15 protein-coding genes are annotated in these 19,999 nt (G+C 73.3%); 5 read left to right on the forward strand and 10 right to left on the reverse strand.

Annotation, left to right across the window (positions count from 1 at the left end; translation table 11 throughout):
• The 4 genes from ACF1A5_RS20620 to ACF1A5_RS20635 form a co-directional block, all read right to left on the reverse strand.
• The coding region (locus tag ACF1A5_RS20620) for a flavodoxin-dependent (E)-4-hydroxy-3-methylbut-2-enyl-diphosphate synthase (protein ID WP_392194310.1) at nt 1–183 on the reverse strand (183 nt) is incomplete at its 3' end.
• 169 nt (nt 184–352) lie between these two features.
• Nucleotides 353–1,657 carry a M50 family metallopeptidase gene (locus ACF1A5_RS20625; protein ID WP_392194311.1) on the reverse strand — a complete coding sequence of 435 codons (1,305 nt, stop codon included), beginning with the start codon at nt 1,655–1,657 and terminating at the stop codon, nt 353–355.
• Nucleotides 1,654–2,916 (reverse strand): 1-deoxy-D-xylulose-5-phosphate reductoisomerase, encoded by a 1,263-nt coding sequence (gene dxr / locus ACF1A5_RS20630; RefSeq protein WP_392194312.1) that lies wholly within the window; start codon nt 2,914–2,916, stop codon nt 1,654–1,656. Before dxr ends, ACF1A5_RS20625 begins: the two co-directional genes overlap by 4 nt.
• A 156-nt stretch (nt 2,917–3,072) precedes the next feature.
• On the reverse strand, nt 3,073–5,013 hold the full coding sequence (locus tag ACF1A5_RS20635; RefSeq protein ID WP_392194313.1) for an acyl-CoA dehydrogenase family protein: 1,941 nt from the start codon (nt 5,011–5,013) through the stop codon (nt 3,073–3,075).
• 533 nt (nt 5,014–5,546) lie between these two features.
• On the opposite strand from ACF1A5_RS20635, the gene ACF1A5_RS20640 reads away from it, so the two are divergent.
• On the forward strand, nt 5,547–6,992 hold the full coding sequence (locus ACF1A5_RS20640; RefSeq protein ID WP_392194314.1) for a sugar transferase: 1,446 nt from the start codon (nt 5,547–5,549) through the stop codon (nt 6,990–6,992).
• A 386-nt stretch (nt 6,993–7,378) separates the two neighbouring features.
• On the opposite strand, the gene ACF1A5_RS20645 is transcribed toward ACF1A5_RS20640, so the two are convergent.
• Nucleotides 7,379–8,350 (reverse strand): GDP-L-fucose synthase family protein, encoded by a 972-nt coding sequence (locus tag ACF1A5_RS20645; protein ID WP_392194315.1) that lies wholly within the window; start codon nt 8,348–8,350, stop codon nt 7,379–7,381.
• A 105-nt stretch (nt 8,351–8,455) separates the two neighbouring features.
• Here ACF1A5_RS20645 and gmd point away from each other — a divergent pair, with 105 nt between their 5' ends.
• The 3 genes from gmd (at nt 8,456) to ACF1A5_RS20660 (ending at nt 12,508) form a co-directional block, all read left to right on the forward strand.
• Nucleotides 8,456–9,469 (forward strand): GDP-mannose 4,6-dehydratase, encoded by a 1,014-nt coding sequence (gene gmd, locus ACF1A5_RS20650; RefSeq protein ID WP_392194316.1) that lies wholly within the window; start codon nt 8,456–8,458, stop codon nt 9,467–9,469.
• Nucleotides 9,470–9,587: 118 nt separating this feature from the next.
• Nucleotides 9,588–11,858, forward strand: a complete 2,271-nt coding sequence (locus ACF1A5_RS20655; protein WP_392194317.1) for a LamG-like jellyroll fold domain-containing protein — start codon at nt 9,588–9,590, stop codon at nt 11,856–11,858.
• Entirely contained in the window at nt 11,855–12,508 is a 654-nt protein-coding gene (locus ACF1A5_RS20660) for a hypothetical protein (RefSeq protein WP_392194318.1), read from the forward strand. The genes ACF1A5_RS20655 and ACF1A5_RS20660 overlap by 4 nt, the downstream gene beginning before the upstream one ends.
• Nucleotides 12,509–12,625: 117 nt before the next feature.
• Here ACF1A5_RS20660 and ACF1A5_RS20665 read toward each other — a convergent pair whose 3' ends face one another.
• Both ACF1A5_RS20665 and ACF1A5_RS20670 read right to left on the reverse strand, forming a co-directional pair.
• A complete protein-coding gene (locus ACF1A5_RS20665; protein WP_392194319.1) occupies nt 12,626–13,747 on the reverse strand; it encodes a glycosyltransferase in 1,122 nt (373 codons plus the stop codon).
• Nucleotides 13,744–14,310, reverse strand: coding sequence for a WcaF family extracellular polysaccharide biosynthesis acetyltransferase (locus tag ACF1A5_RS20670; protein WP_392194320.1), 567 nt, complete (start codon nt 14,308–14,310; stop codon nt 13,744–13,746). Before ACF1A5_RS20670 ends, ACF1A5_RS20665 begins: the two co-directional genes overlap by 4 nt.
• A 93-nt stretch (nt 14,311–14,403) precedes the next feature.
• Between ACF1A5_RS20670 and ACF1A5_RS20675 the strand changes: the two genes are divergently transcribed.
• Nucleotides 14,404–15,906 (forward strand): hypothetical protein, encoded by a 1,503-nt coding sequence (locus ACF1A5_RS20675; RefSeq protein WP_392194321.1) that lies wholly within the window; start codon nt 14,404–14,406, stop codon nt 15,904–15,906.
• On the opposite strand, the gene ACF1A5_RS20680 is transcribed toward ACF1A5_RS20675, so the two are convergent.
• From ACF1A5_RS20680 to ACF1A5_RS20690, 3 genes are read right to left on the reverse strand one after another with little or no spacing between them, the layout of a single operon-like run.
• Complete coding sequence (locus ACF1A5_RS20680; RefSeq protein ID WP_392194322.1) at nt 15,866–17,095, reverse strand: hypothetical protein; 1,230 nt, start codon at nt 17,093–17,095, stop codon at nt 15,866–15,868. The genes ACF1A5_RS20675 and ACF1A5_RS20680 overlap by 41 nt on opposite strands.
• Nucleotides 17,092–18,720, reverse strand: a complete 1,629-nt coding sequence (locus ACF1A5_RS20685; RefSeq protein WP_392194323.1) for a lipopolysaccharide biosynthesis protein — start codon at nt 18,718–18,720, stop codon at nt 17,092–17,094. Before ACF1A5_RS20685 ends, ACF1A5_RS20680 begins: the two co-directional genes overlap by 4 nt.
• The gene (locus tag ACF1A5_RS20690) at nt 18,717–19,946 is read right to left on the reverse strand and encodes a glycosyltransferase (protein ID WP_392194493.1); all 1,230 of its coding nucleotides are present in this window, start codon (nt 19,944–19,946) and stop codon (nt 18,717–18,719) included. Before ACF1A5_RS20690 ends, ACF1A5_RS20685 begins: the two co-directional genes overlap by 4 nt.
• Nucleotides 19,947–19,999 lie beyond the last annotated feature (53 nt).

Consider the following 19,999-nt stretch of genomic DNA (forward strand, 5'->3'; position numbering starts at 1 on the left):
CGTCAGCTCCGCGATCTGCTGCAACGTCGCACCGATGTCCGACGTACGCGTCGTCGTCATCGACTGCACCGACACCGGGGCCCCGCCCCCGACCGCCACGGATCCGACCTGGATCTGCCGGCTCTTGCGGCGCTCGGCGAGCTTGGTCGGAACGGACGGCATGCCGAGAGAAATCGCAGTCATCTGCTGTGCAACCCCAAGTCGTGGATCAGGATCCGGCCCCGTCAGCAGCGGGCTCCAGGCTCCGAGATTACGGCACGGCGGGTCGCCCGAGCACATCCCGCCCGGCAAACCCACTCAATGGAAGACGGCCGGGCAGGAACCCTGCCCGGCCGCCGTGAACTTCGCGTGACTACGAGATGCGCACGGGGTTCACCACGTCCGCGATCAGGACGAGGAGGGTGAAACAGACGAAGATCCCGGCCACCACGTAGGCCACCGGCATCAGCTTCGCCACGTCGAACGGGCCCGGGTCCGGGCGGCGCAGGACCCTGGCCACCTGCCGGCGCAGGGCCTCCCACACGGCGCCCGCGATGTGCCCGCCGTCGAGCGGGAGGAGCGGGAGCATGTTGAAGAGGAACAGGGAGAGGTTGAAGCCGGCGACCAGCATCACGGCCATCGCGAGCTGCTGGCTGGGCGGGATGTCCAGGGTGAAGATCTCACCGCCGACGCGGGCCGCGCCGACCACGCCCATCGGGGAGTCGGGCGCCCGGGGGGCGCCGTCGAAGACCGCGTTCCACAGGGCGGGGATCTTGGACGGCAGTGCCGCGAGGGAGTCCACGGCGTCGCCCACCCGGTCGGTCATCCAGGTCACGGACTGCCCGAAGTCCTGCTTGACCACGCCGGTGGCCGCGCTGAAGCCGAGGAAGCCCGCCTTGACGTACTGGCCCTGGACGTAGGCGCCGCTGGAGTCCTTCTTCGCCACCTGGTTGGTGGCGATCCTGGCGTGCAGGGTCAGCTCGCGGCCGTGGCGGTCGACGACGACCGGGACGTCCTTGCCCGCGCTGACGCGGATGCGGTCGGAGAGCGTGTTCCAGTCCTCGGTGCGCACCCCGTCGAAGGAGACGATCCTGTCCCCCGGCTTCATGCCGGCGGCAGCCGCCGGGGAGGCGGGGTCGGACTTCTTGCAGGTGTCGCGGTTCTGGCTCTGCGCGATGACGCACGGGGAGATGGAGCTGACCGTGGTGGTCTGCTGCTGGAGGCCGAAGCCCATGAGGACGGTGAGGAACAGCGCGACGGCGAGGATCAGGTTCATGAAGGGGCCCGCGAACATCACGATGATCCGCTTCCACGGAGCGCGTGTGTAGAACAGGCGGGACTCGTCGCCGGGCTGGAGCTCCTCGAAGGCCGCCGACCGGGCGTCCTCGATCATGCCGCGCCAGGGCGAGGTGGAGCGTGCGGTGATGCGCCCGTCCTCGCCCGGCGGGAACATGCCGATCATGCGGATGTAGCCGCCGAGCGGGACGGCCTTGACGCCGTACTCCGTCTCGCCCTTCTTCCGCGACCAGACGGTCGGGCCGAAGCCGACCATGTACTGGGGCACGCGGATGCCGAAGAGCTTGGCGGTGGACAGATGCCCCAGCTCGTGCCACGCGATGGAGACCAGCAGGCCGATCACGAAGACGACTATGCCGAGGATCATCATCAGGGACGTCATGCACGCGCCTCCGCGGTCGCCGTCTGCGCTGTCAGTTCACGGGCCCGGGCCCGGGCCCAGGTCTCCGCTTCGAGGACGTCCGGCACGGTCAGGGAAGTTCCCGTACGGGGTGTGCCGTGCTCCTCGACCACTCGTGTCACGGTGTCCATGATCCCGTTGAAGGGCAGCGCTCCGCGCAGGAACGCGTCGACGCATTCCTCGTTCGCCGCGTTGAACACGGCCGGGGCGGTGCCCCCGAGGCCGCCCACGTGCCGGGCGAGGCCGACCGAGGGGAAGGCCTCGGTGTCGAGGGGGAAGAACTCCCAGGTCGAAGCGGTGCTCCAGTCGAAGGCGGGCGCGGCGTCGGGGACGCGTTCGGGCCAGCCGAGGCCGATGGCGATGGGCCCGCTCATGTCGGGGGGCGTCGCCTGGGCGAGTGTCGATCCGTCGGTGAATTCAACCATCGAGTGGACATACGACTGCGGGTGCACGACGACCTCAATGCGGTCGAAGGGAATGTCGTACAGCAGGTGCGCCTCGATGACCTCCAGCCCCTTGTTGACGAGGGTGGCGGAGTTGATCGTGATCACCGGGCCCATGGCCCAGGTGGGGTGGGCGAGGGCGTCCTCGACGGTGACGTCCGCCAGCTCCTGCCTGGTCCGGCCGCGGAAGGGGCCGCCGGAGGCGGTGACGACGAGTTTGCGCACGTCGGCGCGGGTTCCGGCGGCGAGGGCCTGGAAGAGGGCGGCGTGCTCGGAGTCGACCGGGATGATCTGGCCGGGCTTGGCCACGGCCTTGACCAGCGGACCGCCGACGATGAGCGACTCCTTGTTGGCGAGCGCGAGGGTGCGGCCCGCCTCCAGGGCGGCGAGGGTCGGGGCGAGGCCGATGGAGCCGGTGATGCCGTTGAGGACCGTGTGGCAGTCGGAGGCGGCGAGCAGGGTCGCGGCGTCCGGTCCGGCGAGGATCTCGGGGAGCGGCTCCGTCGTCCCGTACTGCGCCCCCAGCGCCTCGCGCAGCGCCGGTACGACGTCCTCGCGGGCGACGGCGACGGTCCGCACGCGGAGCCGGTACGCCTGCTCGGCGAGGAGGCCGACCCGTCCGCCGTTGGCGGAGAGTCCGGTGACCCGGAAACGGTCCGGGTTGCGCAGCACGAGGTCGGTGGCCTGGGTGCCGATGGACCCGGTGGAACCCAGGATCACCACGTCCTTGGGGCCGTCTGCGGCGACGGGGTCGAAGACGAGGTGCGGGTCGGCGAGAGGGGATGGGCTGTCGCTCATCCCCCCATTGTGGCCGCATCCGCGGCCCGGGAGGACAGCGCGTCCCCCGGGAGGGTGGCGGGCGCCGCCGGTACCGGGCCGCACCCCCGGTGCCCGTGGCGGGGCGGCCCGGGGGCGGGGGCGGTGGTGACCGCGAGGGGACGGGGTGCGGGGCGGCTACGGGATGGGGCGGTGCAGGTTCTCGTGCCGGCTCGCGCCGGGGGTGGCGTCCGCGATCCAGGGGCCGTCGCCCGAGGGGTCGATGACGCCCTGCTCCAGCCACTCGTAGGCGCCGCCGAGGACTCCCTTGACGACCTTGCGGTCGACGTCGTCGGTGTTGGTCCACAGCCGGTCGAAGAGTTCCGCGACGCGGATGCGGGCCTGGCGGCAGAAGGCGTCGGCGAGCTGGTAGGCCTCGCGTCCGTGGTCGCCCTGACCGCGCAGGAGTTCGGCGCGGACGCAGGCGGCGCTCATCGCGAACAGCTCGGCGCCGATGTCGACGACCCGGCCCAGGAAGCCCTGCTTGGTCTCCATCCGGCCCTGCCAGCGGGACATGGCGTAGAAGGTGGAGCGGGCGAGTTTGCGGGCGTGACGCTCGACGTACCGCAGGTGCGTGGAGAGGTCGACGTGGCCCGCCGGGTGGAACTCGGCGTACGAGCGCGGGAGCTGGCCCGGGCCCGCGACCAGCTTCGGCAGCCACTTGGCGTAGAAGACACCGGCGTTGGCGCCGGCCCGCGCCTTGTCCGCCAGGGACTTGTCGGGGTCGATGAGGTCGCCGGCGACCGACAGGTGCGCGTCGACCGCCTCGCGCGCGATCAGCAGGTGCATGATCTCGGTGGAGCCCTCGAAGATGCGGTTGATGCGCAGGTCGCGCAGCATCTGCTCGGCGGGGACCGCGCGTTCGCCGCGGGCCGCGAGGGACTCGGCGGTCTCGAAGCCGCGGCCGCCGCGGATCTGGACCAGCTCGTCGGCCATCTTCCAGGCCATCTCGGAACCGTAGAGCTTGGCGAGGGCGGCCTCGATGCGGATGTCGTTGCGGTTCTCGTCGGCCATCTGCGAGGAGAGGTCGAGCACGGCCTCCAGCGCGAAGGTGGTGGCCGCGATGAAGGAGATCTTCGAGCCGACCGCCTCGTGCAGGGCGACCGGCCTGCCCCACTGCTCCCGGGCGGCGGACCACTCGCGGGCGATCTTCAGGCACCACTTGCCGGCGCCGGCGCACATCGCGGGCAGCGACAGCCGGCCGGTGTTCAGGGTGGTCAGGGCGATCTTCAGACCCTGCCCCTCCTCGCCGATGCGGTGCGCGGCCGGGACGCGCACCTGGTGGAAGCGGGTGACGCCGTTCTCGATGCCGCGCAGGCCCATGAAGGCGTTGCGATTCTCGACCGTGACGCCCTCGGAGGCGGCCTCGACGACGAAGGCGGTGATGCCGCCGCGGTGCCCCTCGGACTTCGGCACCCGCGCCATGACGACGAGGAGGTCGGCCACCACCCCGTTGGTCGTCCACAGCTTGACCCCGTCGAGGACGTAGTCGTCCCCGTCGGGGACCGCCGAGGTGGCCAGGCGTGCCGGGTCGGAGCCCACGTCGGGCTCGGTGAGGAGGAAGGCCGAGATGTCGGTGCGGGCGCAGCGCGGCAGGAAGGTGTCCTTCTGCTCCTGGGTGCCGAAGATCTTCAGCGGCTGCGGTACGCCGATCGACTGATGCGCGGAGAGCAGGGCGCCTATCGCGGGGCTCGCCGAGCCGGCCAGGGCGAGGGCCTTGTTGTAGTAGACCTGGGTCAGGCCGAGGCCGCCGTACTTGGTGTCGATCTTCATGCCGAGGGCGCCGAGCTCCTTGAGCCCGGTGATGACCTCGTCCGGGATCCGCGCGTCGCGTTCGATGCGGGCCGAGTCGATCTTCGTCTCGCAGAAGTCGCGCAGCTTCGCGAGGAACTCCTCGCCGCGCTGGGCGTCCTGGTCGGCGGGCAGCGGGTGCGGGTGGACGAGGTCCAGCCGCAGGCGGCCGAGGAAGAGTTCCTTGGCGAAGCTGGGCTTGCGCCAGTCCTGCTCCCGGGCGGCCTCCGCCACCTGGCGGGCCTCACGCTCGGTGACACTGGGCCGGTTGCTCGTTGGTGCGGGCATGAGGCTCACCTCGCCGCGAATAGGGATCTGGGGGCTGTACGTTACTGACCGGTCCTACTGGATCGTATGTACCCGATACCGGGTGGACCCACCACCCCTCGGGCGGGACGCTCGCGGTCGTCCGTCTGTTTCGGGGTGGTTTCACCCAGCATCACGTGACCGTGGCGTGAAGGCCAGTTGTGAACTTCTTCACCGGATTCCTATGAATTTCTCGAAAACGCCGGTGAGCGTGCGCAGTTGTGCCATAGGGTCCTCGATCACTTGGGCACGTCCGTTCGGTGGGGAACGGCAGGAGACGGACGGGCCCGTGACGGCGACGTATGGCTGGGGGGCACATGCGGGATGTCGGCGTGTCGGAGTCCGCCGGAGAACCGGGGGCTCAGGCGTCCGGGAACGGGACCGGGACGACGCGGACGGCCAGAACGGCCGGAACGGACGGACTCGACGGGGAAACGATTCGGCGAAGAGGCCGAACGGGTGACGGCACGGCCCACCGGCACCGGACGGGCGACGGTAGGGCCGACTGGGACCGAATGGGTGACGGCCCGGCCCGCGGGCACCGGCCGGGGGACGGCAAGGCCCGCTGGTACCGTCCGCTCGCCGTGCTCACCGACACCTGCGGGGTCGGAGGCCCACTGGCCGTGGCCCTGGACGCCGACGGCCGGGACCTGCCGCTCGTCGGCGGGCTGCTGGGCGCGGCCGTGTGGACGGCCATCCGGGCGATGCGGCGCCGCTACGCCGTCCAGCGCCTCGGGGAGTCGTGGGGCGTGCTGGCCGCCTTACGCGACTGGGTGCTGCTGGCCGGGGTCCTGGCGCTGGCGCTGATCCTCTCCGGCGTGGAGAACGGGCCGCGGCCGAGTCTGACGCTGGCCGCTCTGGTGCCGGGGCTCCTGACCGCGGCGGCGGTGGCACCGATGACGAAGCTCCATCTGAACCGGCAGCGGCGCGAGGCACGCGCGGTTCGCCGGGCGCTGGTGGTGGGCGAGCCGGCCGCCGTGGACCATGTGGTCGGACGGCTCGCCTCGCGTACCGACCACGCGTACGTGGTGGTGGGCGTGGTGCCGGTCGGCGACCGGGCCGTGCGGTGCGGGATGCCGGTCGCGGGCCGGCTGGCGGACACCGCCGAGGACGAGGTGCAGGACGCGGACGCGGTACTGCGGGCCGTGGCGGACTCCGGCGCGGACGTGGCCCTGGTCGCGCCGGGCCTGCGGATGACCGGCGAGCGGCTGCGGCACGTGGGCTGGGCGCTGCACGGCGCCGGGCTCCAGCTCGCGGTGGTGCCCGGTCTCACGGAGGTCGCCGAGGCGCGGGTGCGGCCCACCACGGCGGCCGGGTTGACGGTACTTCAGGTGACTCCGCCCGCCCAGCAGTTCGGGCAGCCGTGGCTGAAGTCGCTGCTCGACCGGCTCGGCGCCGCGCTCGGGCTGCTGGTGCTGTCCCCGGTGTTCGCGGCGCTGGCGCTGGCCGTGCGCGGCTCGTCGCCGGGGCCGGTCTTCCACCGGCAGACGCGCTGCGGAGCCGGCGGTCGGCCGTTCACCATGTGGAAGTTCCGCACCATGGTCGCCGACGCGGAGGCCCGCCGGGCCGAACTCGCGCGCTCCGGGGCCAACCAGCACGACGGACACATGTTCAAAATGCGGCGCGATCCCCGGGTCACCCCGCTCGGCGCCGTGCTGCGCCGGCTGTCCCTGGACGAGCTGCCGCAACTGCTCAACGTGCTTACGGGTGACATGTCCCTGATTGGGCCGCGTCCACCGCTGCCCGACGAGGTGGCCCACTACAGCCCGACGGAGCTGCGGCGGCTGGCCGTCAAGCCGGGCATGACCGGGTTGTGGCAGGTCAGCGGGCGCTCGGACCTGTCCTGGGACGAGACGGTCGCGCTCGACCTCTGGTACGTGGACAACTGGTCGGTCGCCACCGACGTGGAGATCATGACCCGTACCCTGCGCGCCGTCGTCGACGGCCGCGGGGCGTACTGAGGGGGCTGCCGGTGCCCCGCACCCTTTCCGGGCCGCCGCGCGCCTCGCGCACCGGCGCCGGGTCCCCGGGCACACGCCCGACCCGGCCCGCGGGGGCCGCGCGCCCAACGGGCGCTGATGTCAGGGCCGTAGGTCACTCCCGATCCGGCGCCACGGCCGTGCGCCCGGCCGACCCCGAGATCGCGGCCGCACGCCACACCCGCTCCGGGATCACCTCCACGAGCCGCACCCGCTCCGAGGTCACGGCCACGAGCCGCATCCGAACCGGAGCCACGGCCGCGCGCAGAAGTCCTGCCGGGGTCGGGGCCGCGCGTCGCCTCCATCTCCCGGTCGCGGCTCCTCGCAGCCGCTCCGGGGCCGCCGGGCGGAGCCCCGGGGCCGGGCGGTCAGGTGCCGTGCCGGTGCTCCAGCCACCACGCGTAGGTCGAGGCGATGCCGTCGCGCAGGGAGACGGCGGGCTTGAAGCCGAGGGCGGTCAGGCGGGAGACGTCCAGGAGCTTGCGCGGGGTGCCGTCGGGCTTGCCGGTGTCCCACACGATCTCGCCCTGGTACTCCGTCACCTTCCGAACAATTTCGGCCAGTTCGCTGATCGGCAGGTCCTCGCCGCAGCCGATGTTGACCGGGCTGTCGCCGTCGTAGCGCTCCAGGAGCAGCGCGCAGGCCGAGGCGACGTCGTCGACGTGCAGGAACTCGCGGCGCGGGGTTCCGGTGCCCCACAGCACGACCTCGGGGGCACCGGTCTCGCGGGCCTCGTGGAAGCGGCGGACGAGGGCCGGGAGCACGTGCGAGGTGGCCAGGTCGAAGTTGTCGCCGGGACCGTAGAGGTTGGTCGGCATGGCGCTGACGTACGCGGCGCCGTACTGGCGGCGGTAGGACTGGACCTGGGTGATGCCGGCGATCTTGGCGATGGCGTAGGCCTCGTTGGTCGGCTCCAGCGGGCCGGTGAGCAGCGACTCCTCGCGGATCGGCTGCTCGGCGAGCTTCGGGTAGATGCAGGACGAGCCGAGGAACAGCAGACGCGGCACCCCGGCGGCGTGCGCGCCGGCGACGACGCTCAGCTGTATGCGCAGGTTGTCCTCCAGGAACTGCACCGGAGAGGTGCTGTTGGCCATGATGCCGCCCACCTTGGCGGCGGCCAGCACGACGGCGTCCGGATGGACGTCGCGCAGGAAGGCCTCGGTGCGCGCCGCGTCGCGCAGATCGAGCTGCTCCCGGCCGCGGGTGACCACCTCGTGTCCGTCGGCCTGGAGCCGGCGGGTCACCGCGGACCCGACCAGGCCGCGGTGACCGGCAACGAAGACACGCGCCGAACGCGGGAGCAACGGGGTCGTGAGCTTGAGCGAAGCGTCAGCTGTCATGCGCGGATTGTGCCAGCGGCCGGCGGCTCCGGGGAACGTTCCACGGGAAGTCAGGTCAATTCATAGGAAAACGCGACCCGTCGGTCGCGTCTGAGGGGGTACTGCATGGGCAAGTCGGCACTCATCACCGGGGTGACCGGGCAGGACGGCTCTTATCTCGCGGAGCTGCTGCTGAGCAAGGGCTACACCGTGCACGGGCTGATCCGCCGTTCGTCGAGTTTCAACACCGAGCGGATCGACCACATCTACCAGGGCCCCGACGAGCCGGAACGGTCCTTCGTCCTGCACCACGCCGACCTCTCGGACGGGGTGGCGCTGGTGAACCTGCTGCGCGACCTCAGACCGGACGAGGTCTACAACCTGGGCGCGCAGTCCCACGTCCGCGTCTCCTTCGACGCGCCGCTCTACACGGGGGACGTCACGGGCCTCAGCACGATCCGGCTGCTGGAGGCGGTGCGCGCCAGCGGCATCGAGACCCGGCTCTATCAGGCCTCGTCGTCGGAGATGTTCGGCGCGACCCCTCCCCCGCAGAACGAGCGGACGCCGTTCCACCCGCGCAGCCCGTACGGCTGCGCGAAGGTCTTCGGCTACTGGGCGACCGTCAACTACCGCGAGGCGTACGACATGTTCGCGGTCAACGGCATCCTCTTCAACCACGAGTCCCCGCGCCGCGGCGAGACCTTCGTGACCCGCAAGATCACGCGTGCGGTGGCCCGGATCAAGGCCGGTCTGCAGGACCGTCTCTATCTCGGCAACCTCGACGCGGTGCGCGACTGGGGCTACGCGCCCGAGTACGTCGAGGCGATGTGGCGGATGCTCCAGCGCGACCAGCCCGACGACTACGTGGTGGCGACCGGCGAGGCGGCGAGCGTCCGGCAGTTCCTGGAAGTCGCCTTCTCCCACGCGGGCCTGGACTGGACGGAGTTCGTCCGTTACGACCCCAAGTACGAGCGCCCCAGCGAGGTCGACGCGCTGATCGGGGACGCCTCCAAGGCGGCCGAACTGCTCGGCTGGACGCCCGCGGTGAGGGTGCGGGAACTGGCCCGGATCATGGTCGACGCCGATGTGGCCCGGCTGGAGGACGAGTTGGCCGGCACCGCCGTCCGCGTGGACCGCTGAGGCACGACTGGCCGCCGCCCCACGTGCGCCACTTGCCCCACCCCACACCGCCCCACACACCCAGGGACGCCCCCCACGCAGCACCACGTACCACCCGCTCGCACCGCTAGGAGAAGGAATGCACCGCAGATCCAAACAGCCCGGACTCCCCGGCCGCAGGTCCAGACACCGCCGGAGCCTCACCGCGCTCGCCGTCGCGTGCGCCGCTCCGCTGCTCTGCCTGCCGCTCACCGCCACCGACGCCGGCGCGCTCACCCCGCCGGTCTCCCTGACCGCCGACGACCTCTCCACCTGGCAGACGAACGGCGTCGTGTACGCCCTCGCCCAGGCGGACGGCACCGTGTTCGCCGGCGGCACCTTCTCGGCGATCCGCCCCGAGGGCACCGGCGCCGGGGACGCCGCGGAGCGGTCGGCGGTGAACTTCGCCGCGTTCGACGCGGCGACCGGCGCGCCCACCGGCTGCTCGCTGTCCTTCACGGTCGGCAGCGGCACCGCCACGGTCCGGGCGCTCGCGGTGTCCCCCGACGGCAGAACTCTGTACGTCGGTGGGTACTTCGGCGCCGTCAACGGAGTCGGCGCGAGCAGCCTGGCCGCCATCGACATCGCCAGCTGCACGCCGCGCGCCGACTTCCGTCCCTCGGTGCCCGCGACCGTGCGGGCGCTCGCCGTGACCGGCTCGACGGTGTACTTCGGCGGCGACTTCACCAGCGTCAACGGCAGCACCCGGCAGCGGTTCGCCGCCGTCGACACCGGCGGCGACCTCACCTCCTGGACCGCGAACGCGGACGCTCCGGGGCGGGCGGTGGAGGTCACCGCGGACGGGCAGCACGTGGCGGTCGGCGGCGACTTCTTCACCGTCAACGGCAGCGACTCGCACGCCCTGGCCATCACCGACGCCACCAGCGGCGCGGTGACCCGGGCGTACCCGCGGGGCTTCTTCCCGGACACCTCCGTCGTCAAGGACATCACCGCCGACGCCACCGGTGTCTACACCGCCAACGAGGGCACCGGCGGCGGCGTGTTCGACGGGCGGACGGCGTTCGAGCCGGACACCTTCGCGCAGCGCTGGCGCGACACCTGCCTGGGCGCCACCCAGGCCCTGCAGCTCTACAAGGGCCTGGTCTACAGCGCCTCGCACGCGCACGACTGCTCCTCGATGGGCGAGTACCCGGACGGACAGCGCCGCCATCTGCTCGCCGAGGGCGTGAGCGACCCGCGCCTGGTGGGCTGGGCCCCGGACACCAACGACGGCATCGGAGAGGGCATCGGCCCGCGCGTGTTCGCCCTCGCCCCCAAGGGCGGGACGGACTACCTGTGGGTGGGCGGCGAGTTCACCACCGTCAACGGCACCGCCCAGCAGTCGCTGACCCGGGTCTCCTCCGGCCCGGACACCGGCGCGCCGACCGTGCCGCAGGTGCGGGTGGAGAGCCTCGATCCCGGCAGGGTCGCCGTCCACTGGCGCTCCAGCTACGACACCGACGACAGCGACCTGACGTACCGGATCTACAAGGACGGGGGCACCACCCCGGTCCAGGAGATCCCGGCGTCCTCGCTGCCGTGGTCGCGCCCGCAACTGACCTGGACGGACACGGACGTGTCGGCCGGGGAGACGCACTCGTACCGGATCAGCGCCTCCGACGGCACCAACACCTCCGGCAAGTCGGCCGCGCAGTCGGTGCAGGTGGCGTCCGCCGCTGCCGCGTACCCCTCGGCCGTCCGCGGTGACGGCGCCTCGCTGTACTGGCGCTTCAACGAGACGTCGGGCGCGTACGCGGCCGACAGCTCCAGCGGCGACGACAGCGGTGTGCACTGGAACGCGCCGAGCCAGGCGGTCGCCGACGCGGCGGCCGGGTCCGGCTCGTCGGTCGGCTACACGGGCTCGCAGAGCGAGTGGACCTACAGCGACAAGCTGCACGACGCTCCGTCGGCGTTCTCGCTGGAGCTGTGGTTCAAGACCACGTCCACCAACGGCGGCAAGCTCATCGGCTTCGCCAACAAGGTGCAGCTGGCCTCCACCCGCTACGACAAGCACGTCTACATGACCAACGGCGGGCAGCTCGTCTTCGGCGTCTACCCCGGGTCGGTCCGCACCATCAGCACCCTGCAGGGGTACAACGACGGCAAATGGCACCACGTGGTCGCCACCGAGGGCGGCGACGGCATGAAGCTGTACGTCGACGGCTCGCTGCGCGCCTCAAACTCCTTCGTCACGGGCAACCAGCCGGGCTCGGGCTACTGGCGGGTCGGCGGTGACAACCTGGACTCCTGGACGAGCAAGCCGACGAGCCGGTACTACACCGGCCTGATCGACGAGGTGGCCGTGTACGGCAAGGTCCTGTCGTCGAGTCAGGTGCTCGCCCACTACAAGCTCGGGACGGGCGCTTCATGAAGAGAAGTGCGCTCGCGGCACTTGCCCTCCTGCCGCTGCTAGCCGCCTGCGGCAGCTCGGGCGGAGGCGGGGCGCGCCCCGCGGCGGCCGGCAGCGGCACCCCGCTCCCGGCCGCTCCGGCGGTGTCCGCCCCGGCGGCCGACGCTCCCGCGGCGACGCCGTCCGGCAAGGCGCCGGCGGGCGGCGCCGCGCGGGGCCCGCGGCACACCGTGCCCGACGGGAAGATCACCCCGGCCACCGGGTCGTTCACGAAGAAGGAGAGGAAGTACCTGGCGGGCCGGGTGCCCGAGGGCACCGATCCGGCGGCGATCCTGCAGGCCGGGCAGGACACCTGCGACCGGCTCGCGTACACCGCCAGGATCGACCGGGACGCGGCCGTCGGCGCGGTCATCGCCGGTGACATCAAGGGGGCCGACGCCGCCGTGGACGGCCTCTGCCCGGACCTGAAGCCCCTCGTCGCGGCCACCCGGGGCGGCTATCCGGACGGCACCCACACCGCTCCGGCACCGGGCACCTACCGGGCGCTGACCCCGTCGAAGGACTGCTCCTGGTCCCTCGACGGCGCCGGCGGCAGCACGCACACGATCACCGTGCGCAAGGGCACCAGGACCTTCACGTCCACCGGGTGCTACGCCTGGGCCCGCGCCTGACCCGTCCCACCGCGGGGGCCGCCACCCGGCGGCCCCCGTATGACGGGCTTGCGGCGGTGCCCGCCGTCCCGTCACACCCGCTCGGGACGCGCGGACCGTGTCCTGCGGGTGTGGGCGTCAGGGGCGGGAGAGGGATCCGTACAACGTGTGGAGGCGGTCGGTGACCGCGTCCAGGGAGAAGGACGTGCGGGAGAGCTGCCAAGCCGCCTGCGAGGCACGGTCGTTGGCGTCCGGGTCCAGGAGGGAGAGGATCTCCGCCGCGAGGTGGTCCGGGGTGCGGGCGACGCGGCCGGCGCCGGAGCGGGCGAGGTCGTCGGCGAGCCCGTTGGTCGGGGTGACGACCGAGGGCACGCCCACCGACAGCGCCTCCAGCACCGACATCGGGAACGGCTCGTCGACCGAGGGCAGTACGTGCACATGGCTGCGGCGCAGTTCGCCGAGGACGGCGCCCGGGGCGAGGGTGCCGAGGTAGTCGACGGAGCCCGCGACGCCGAGGGACGCGGCCAGCTTCAGCGCCGTGTCCAGCTCGCCCTCGTCCGCCCCGGCCAGCACGAAGCGGGCGCCGGGGTGACGACGCAGCACCTCGGGGGCGGCGGCGACGAAGTCCGCGGGACGTTTGCGGGCCTGCATCCGGGCCAGGTAGAGCAGCCGGGGCGGCCCGTCCGGGCGGGGGCGGCGCTCCTGCGCCGGCACGCCGTTGACCAGCCGTACGTGGTTGCCGGGATCGGTGCCGCCCAGCACCGCGTCCAGGGCCTTGCGTTCGTACGACGTCAGGTGCAGGAGCGCGTCCGCGCGGCGCAGCACACGGCGCACCGCCACGGCGTCGAGCAGCCTGGCGAGGACCTTGTCGCTGGGGTCGACCATGCCGTGGGTCTGCACCACCAGCGGGCGGCCGGCGCTCAGCGCGGCCAGCGCGACCGGCAGGGTGACCAGGTCGCGGGCGAGGTGCACGTGGACGACGTCGGCGGCGCGCACCAGGCGGCGGGCGCCGGCCAGCAGCGCCGGCGAGGTGATGCCGCTGAACCCGGCGCCGGGCAGGACACGGCGGGCCGGGTAGAGGCGGGCGGGGCGGCCGTCCACGTCGGACGGGAGCGGCCCGTCGAAGCCGGAGCCGAGGGCGACGATACGGCTGTCGACGCCGCGGGCGGCGAGGCCCGCGGTGAGGTTGACGGCGACCCGGACCGGGCCGCCGAAGGCCTGCGTGGGCGTGTGCAGGGTGACGGCGTGCAGGGCTCTCACGGGGTGCGCTCCTTCGCGGCCGGTTCCCGCACGGGCTCCTTCAGCGGGCGGGTGCCCTGCGCCGTGTGGAGGGTCAGGTCGGGCAGGTCGCGGGAGAGGACCGTGCCCGCGGACACCACCGCGTGCCGTCCCACCGTCACGCCCGCGAGCACCGTGGCCCGCGCCGCGATCCATGCGCCGTCCTCGACGCGGATGGGCGCGTTGCGGTACCGGAAGTCGGTGGTGCGGTGGTCGTGGCTGCCCGTGCACAGCAGCGCCTCCTGGGAGACGCACACATGGGCGCCGATCGTGACCGGCTCCAGGTTGAGCAGCCAGGCGCCCTCCCCGATCCAGGTGTGGTCGCCGACGGTGAGCTTCCACGGCCACAGGACGCGGACCCGGTGCCGGATCAGCACGCCCTCGCCGATCCTCGCGCCGAAGGCCCGCAGCAGCGCGACGCGCAGCCGGGCCGGGCAGAACCAGGCCATGAAGAGCGTGTTCAGCACGCAGAACCACAGTGCCTGGGCGACGATCCCGCGCCCCTTGTCGTAGCCGGACAGTGTGAACGTTCGCAGATCGCGCAAGAGTTCCCCCTCCTCCGCGCTCCACCCTAGGCATTCCCCCCTCGGCTCGCACACAAATCCGTAGACTCTGTGAACGAAGGGCGGAGGGGGCTTATGTCGGCGGGAACACCGGCTGCCGGATCACCGGCTGCCGTACGGCCGTTGCGCACCGGCCCGGCCGAGGCGCGGCGCGGTTCACGGCGCGGGGCCCTCCGGCGGGTGCTGGCCCTGCCGCTGGTCCTGGGGCTGACCGTCCTGCTGCCCGCGTTCGTCACCCTGCGCCAGGGCGCGGGCCTGCGCGACCAGGCGTACTGGCTGCAACTGGTCCTCACCGTCTACGCGGGAGCCCGGCTGTCCGCGATGATCCTGGGCCGGCACCGCAAGCTGCTGCAAGGCACTTTCTGGCTGTTCGTCTACATGGCGATGGGCATCGCCCCGCTCGCCCAGGCCGTCATGGGCAAGTACCCGGTGCCGGTGGCCGGTTCGCGGTCGGACCTGGCGCTGGCCGTGGGGCTGGTGCTGGTGGCGTGCGCCGCGTTCGACGCCGGGGCGCTGCTGGTGCGGCCGGGGGTGCGCCCGACCGCGCGCACGGTGTTCCGGCCCGCCACGGTGGCGCGGCGGCGGCTGGCGGTCCTGGTGGCGCTGGCGTTCGCGGGCAGCGGGCTGTTCGTGGTCAAGCTCGGCGGGCTCGGGGTGTTCTTCGCCAGCCGGATGGAGATCACCCAGTCGATCGGCAACAGCGGGGTGGGCGACGGCGGTTCGCAGGCGGGCACGGCGATGCTGCGCGGCTTCGGCACGGTCCCGGCGCTCCTCGCGCTCATGGTGGTGACCCGCTGGCTGATCACCTCGCCGCGGGCCCGCCGGCGTCCGCTCCCCTGGCTCACGCTGGCCGCCCTGACCGCTCTGAACGCGATCGTCAACAACCCGATCTCCAACCCGCGTTACTGGTTCCTGACCGTCCTGCTGGCCCTGTTGTTCACCGTGTTCCCGCAGAGCCCCGCGATGTACCGGGCGGCCCTGTCGCTGGGTGTCGCCGCCGCCGTGCTGATCTTCCCGTTCGCCGACCGGTTCCGCTACGACAGCGCCAACACCCCCGCCGCCGCCAGGACGTCGTCGGTCCTCGACCCGCTGGTGCTCAAGGACTACGACCAGATGGCGATGTTCGCCAACACCATCACGTACGCCGACGCGGGCAACGGCCACACCTACGGGCGCCAGCTGACCGGTTCCGCCCTGTTCTTCGTGCCCCGGTCCGTGTGGACGGCGAAACCGCGGGACACCGGGGTCATGGTGAGCGAGTGGATGGCGGCGGCCAACACCAACCGCTCCTCCCCGCTGTGGGCCGAACTGTGGCTGGACTTCGGGGCGGTGGGCATGGTCGCCGGGTTCGGGCTGATCGGCTGGGTGGCGGCCCGGGTGGACCGGCGCTACGCGCACCGGGTGGTGCGGGCCGGACCGGCGAGCATCCTCACCCTCGCCGTCCCGCTGGTGGCCGGCTACTCCTTCATCCTGCTGCGCGGCCCACTGCTGCAGGCCTCCGGGCGGATCGCGATCGGGGTGCTGTGCCTGGCACTGATCACGACACTGCGTCCGGAGCGGTGGCGGCAACTGCACTGACGGCCGCGGCCCGGCCGGGCGCCCGCACGGCCCGCAGCCAGGCCGCCGCGCCCTTGAGCACCGAGCCCGCGCACAGGCCCCAGGCGGCGCCCGCGACCCCGGCCCAGGCGTACCCGCCGAGCAGCAGCCCGGCGGACACCGGCGAGAACACCAGCTGCACGGGCAGAGTGGTGCGGGGGGCGAGCACCCGCAGCGCGAGCAGCCCGCACACGCCGAACGCCATCGCCGCGTACTGGGCGCCGGTGGCCGGCAGGACCCGTGCCGCCGACTCCCAGGTGTCGCCGAGGAGTTGACGGCCGTAGCGGGTGGGCAGCGCGTACAGCACGGCCGCCCATCCGGCGGCAAGGGCGGCGAGCGCCCCGCCGGCGGCCAGCGCCGCGCGCCGGGGCGCGGGGTGCCGGCCGAGCAGCGGCGGGCCGAATCCGGTGGCCGCGTTGAAGGCCACGTTCAGCGGCCCGAACAGGGTGGTCGCGCCGCGCAGCGCGCCGACCGCGAGCGGGGTCGCGAACAGGCCGAGGGCGAGGACGGCGAGCTGGCTGGTGGCGTTGCCGACGCCGAACTCGACCAGGAAGCGGCGGCCGAGGTGGCCGCGGCCGACGTAGCGCCCGAGGTCGTTGCCGGCGCCCCGGACGTAGGGCCGCAGCAGGGCCAGGGCCAGCAGCAGGGCGGGCAGCGCGGACAGGCCCCACACGAGGGTGGCGCGGGCGGCGGAGGCGCCGCCCGGCTGCGCGGCCAGCAGCGGCAGCGCGGCGCCGAGCCGCAGCAGGTCCGTGGCCAGCGCCAGGTGCGGTCTGCGCAGCACGGAGAAGCAGTAGCGCAGGGTGTCCTGGGTGAGCGTCACCGGCAGCACGAGACCGAGCGCCCCGTACACCGCCGCGTCCGGGGACAGCAGGGCGGAGCCGGCCGCGAGCAGCGCGCCCAGCACGGCGGAGGCGCTCGCCGTGAACGCGGCCGCGCCGCGGCAGGCCCGCCCCAGCGTCTCCGGCTCGCCCCGGTGCAGCACCAGCTCCTGGCCGACGTACGCCCCGAAGGCGCCGAGCAGCACGGTGAAGACCACGTACGCCGTGGCGAACACGGCGAAGGTGCCGGCCTCGCTGTGCCGGGCGACCAGGACCAGGACGGCGATGTTGGTGAGCGCGCTCACCGCCTGGTCGAGGACCGAGCACAGGACGGCCGTGCGCGCCCTCACCGGGTGCCCGAGGACAGGGTGTCCCGGGTGACGGTCTCGGTGGGCAGTGCCCGCGCCCGGGCCGGGACGGCGGTGGCACCGGCGCCCCGGCGGCGGCCCCTGCGCGCGCTTCCGGCCGGGTGCAGCACGGCGCCGAGCACCTGGCCGCCGGCCCCGTCGATCAGCTCGCGGACGCGCTCCAGCGCGGTCCGCGCGGTGGTGCGCGGGTCGCACACGACGACGACTCCGTCGACGCGGTCGACGAGCGCGAGCGCGTCGGCGTAGGACAGCACGGGCGGGGCGAGGACGACGACCGTGGTGTTCGGGGCGTCGGCCTGGTCGATGAGGCGGGTGGTGGCCGCGGAGGTGAGCGTGCGGGCCACGTGCGGCACCCGGGTCCCTGGAACGAGTTCGAAGGTGCCGGACTCCCCGGCGTCCACCGTGATGTGCCGGCCCCCGGGCCACGGATTGCCCTCGGCGGTGCGCCCGTTGGCCCATCCGGCGCGCGCGCCGGGCGCCTCCGGCAGCCGCCCGTCGAGCCCGGGGCGGCGCAGGTCGGCCTCGACGAGCAGGGCCGACATGCCGGTCTCGGCGAAGCAGGCGGTGAGGTTGACCGCGACGGCGGCGGCGGTCGTGCCCTCGCCGTTCGGCTCGACCACCAGCAGCCGCCGGCGGTCGGCGAAGTGCCGGTCGTAGGCCAGCCGGAAGGCCACCGAGCGGTACTGCTCGGCGAGGGCGCCGTCCGGCGCGAGCAACGGCTCCTCGGGCGCCTTCGGCAGGGCGCCCAGCACGGGGGCGCGCAGCGCGCGGGCCACGGTCTCCGCGGACCGGGCCGCCGGGTCGAAGATCATCCGCAGCCAGGCGCCGAGCAGGCCGAGGGCGAGGCCGACCACCCCGCCCAGCGCGATCAGCAGCGGGGTGCCGAGGCCCTCCGCGCCGGTCGGCGGCTCGGCGGTGACGGTGACGTAACCGGGCGTGGTGTCCAGTGCCTTGAGCTCGCTGATGCTGTTGGTGAGCTGGGTGATCTGGCTGAGCAGATTGGCCTGGGCGGCCAGCACGGTGCTCTTCTCGGTGTCGCCCTGGAGCCGGTCGATCTGCTTCAGCAGGTCCTCGCGCTGCTTGGCGAGCGGGTTCAGCTGGTTCTGGTAGCCCTTGACCATCGTGGCGACGGTGCCGGCGGTCTGCTTCTCGCGGTAGTCGAGGTAGGCCTCGGCGAAGGCGTTGGCGCCCCGCGCGGCCGCCCGGGGGCTGCCGGCGACGTAGCTGAACTTCAGCACCAGGGTGTCCGGCGGGTTGGTGACCTGCAGGTGGCTCTGCAGGTCACCGACGTCCGCCGGGCCCCGGCCGAGCTTCAGCGCGGCGCGCGCGGCCACCGCGTTCCCGGCGGCCGTCTGCCGCTCGCTGCCGATGTTGACCTGCTTGTCGACGGAGATCCCGCTCGCCGCGTACGGGTTGATGGTGGCCGCCCGGACGAGTACCTCGCTGGAGGACTCGTACGTCGGTGCCGAGCCGAAGGCGAACCAGCCCCCGGCGAGCAGCCCCGCGATCAGGCCGCCGGCCACCAGGACGCGGTGCCGCAGGACCTGCTGCACCTGGTCGCGCAGGAGCTCCGGCTCGTCCTGCTGCCCGCGTGCCTCTTCGTTCATGCGCGTGCCGCTCCTTCGTGCGCGGTGGTGCCCTGTTCCAGTGCCTCGGCGAGCAGGCCGTCCAGGCGGCCGAGGCCGGCCGCGCGGCTGAGCCGTTCGTCCACGTACGCGGGGCCGCGGGCCCCCAGCCGGTCCGCGGCGGCGGCGTCCGCCGCGATGTCCCGCACCGCCTGCAGCAGGGCGGCGGGGTCCTCCGGCGGGACCAGCACCCCGGCTCCCGAGCGGCGCACCTCGTCGGCCGTGCCGCCCTCGGCCGCGACCGAGGCGAGGACCGGGCGCCCGGCGGCGAAGTAGGAGGTGAGCTTGGACGGCACGCTCATGTCGAGCACGGAGGCCCGCTGGGTGACCGCGAGGACGTCGGCGGCGGCGAGGACGTCGGTGAAGTCCGCCTCCTCCGCGGGCGGCAGGAAGCGCAGGTTGGGCAGGTCGCCGGCCCGCTCCCGGAGGACCGCGCGCTGGTTGCCTTCGCCCATGAGCACGAAGTCGACGCCGGGGTCCAGGCGGGCCGCGTCGACGAGGACCTCCAGGCCCTGCTTCAGGCCCATGTTGCCGGAGTGCAGCACCACCGGACGGTCGCCGGACCATCCGAGCCGGGCCCGCGTCTGGGCACGCGGGCGCGAAGGACGGGCCACGTGGGACCAGTTGGGCACCAGCCGGATGCGGGACGGGTCGACACCCATCGCCTCCACCCGGGGCCGGAAGCTGTCGTGGATCACGCCGACGAGGGTGGCGCGGCCCAGCGCGTACCGCTCGGCGCGGGCCGCCACCGCGGCCGCCCGGTCGCCGCCGCTGATGCCGCTCTGCGCGGCCGCGGCGCCCATCAGGTCCTGCACGACCGGCACGAAGGGAACCCCGTGGCGGCGCGCGATCCGCGCGGCGGCCACCGCGCCCGCCAGGCTGGGCATCTGCGCGACGACCGCGTGCGGGCGGGGCATGCGGGGCGGCGCGGCGAGCTGGTGGGCAAGCAGGGATGCCTCGAACAGGGCCCGGCGCACGGCGGTCTGCCGGGCGGGCACGGTGTGTCTGCGCCGGTGCACGGTGACCCCGCCGCGTCTCTCCGTGGTCCGCCAGAAGCCCGCGTACTCGGGGTCGAGCCGCCAGGACGGGTAGTGCGGCATGCCCGCGAGGACGTGGGTGTCGGCGCCGCGGGCCGCCCAGTGCTCGGCGAGCTGGGTGGCGTACGGGCCGATCCCGGTGTGCTCGGGCGCGTAGTTGGTGGACACCAGCAGCACACGGCGGCCGGTCAGGTGCGGGTGTTCGCCGTGCTCGGTACGGGCAT

Origin of the sequence: Streptomyces sp. NPDC014864, assembly GCF_043081525.1 — a bacterium.
Lineage (GTDB): Bacteria > Actinomycetota > Actinomycetes > Streptomycetales > Streptomycetaceae > Streptomyces.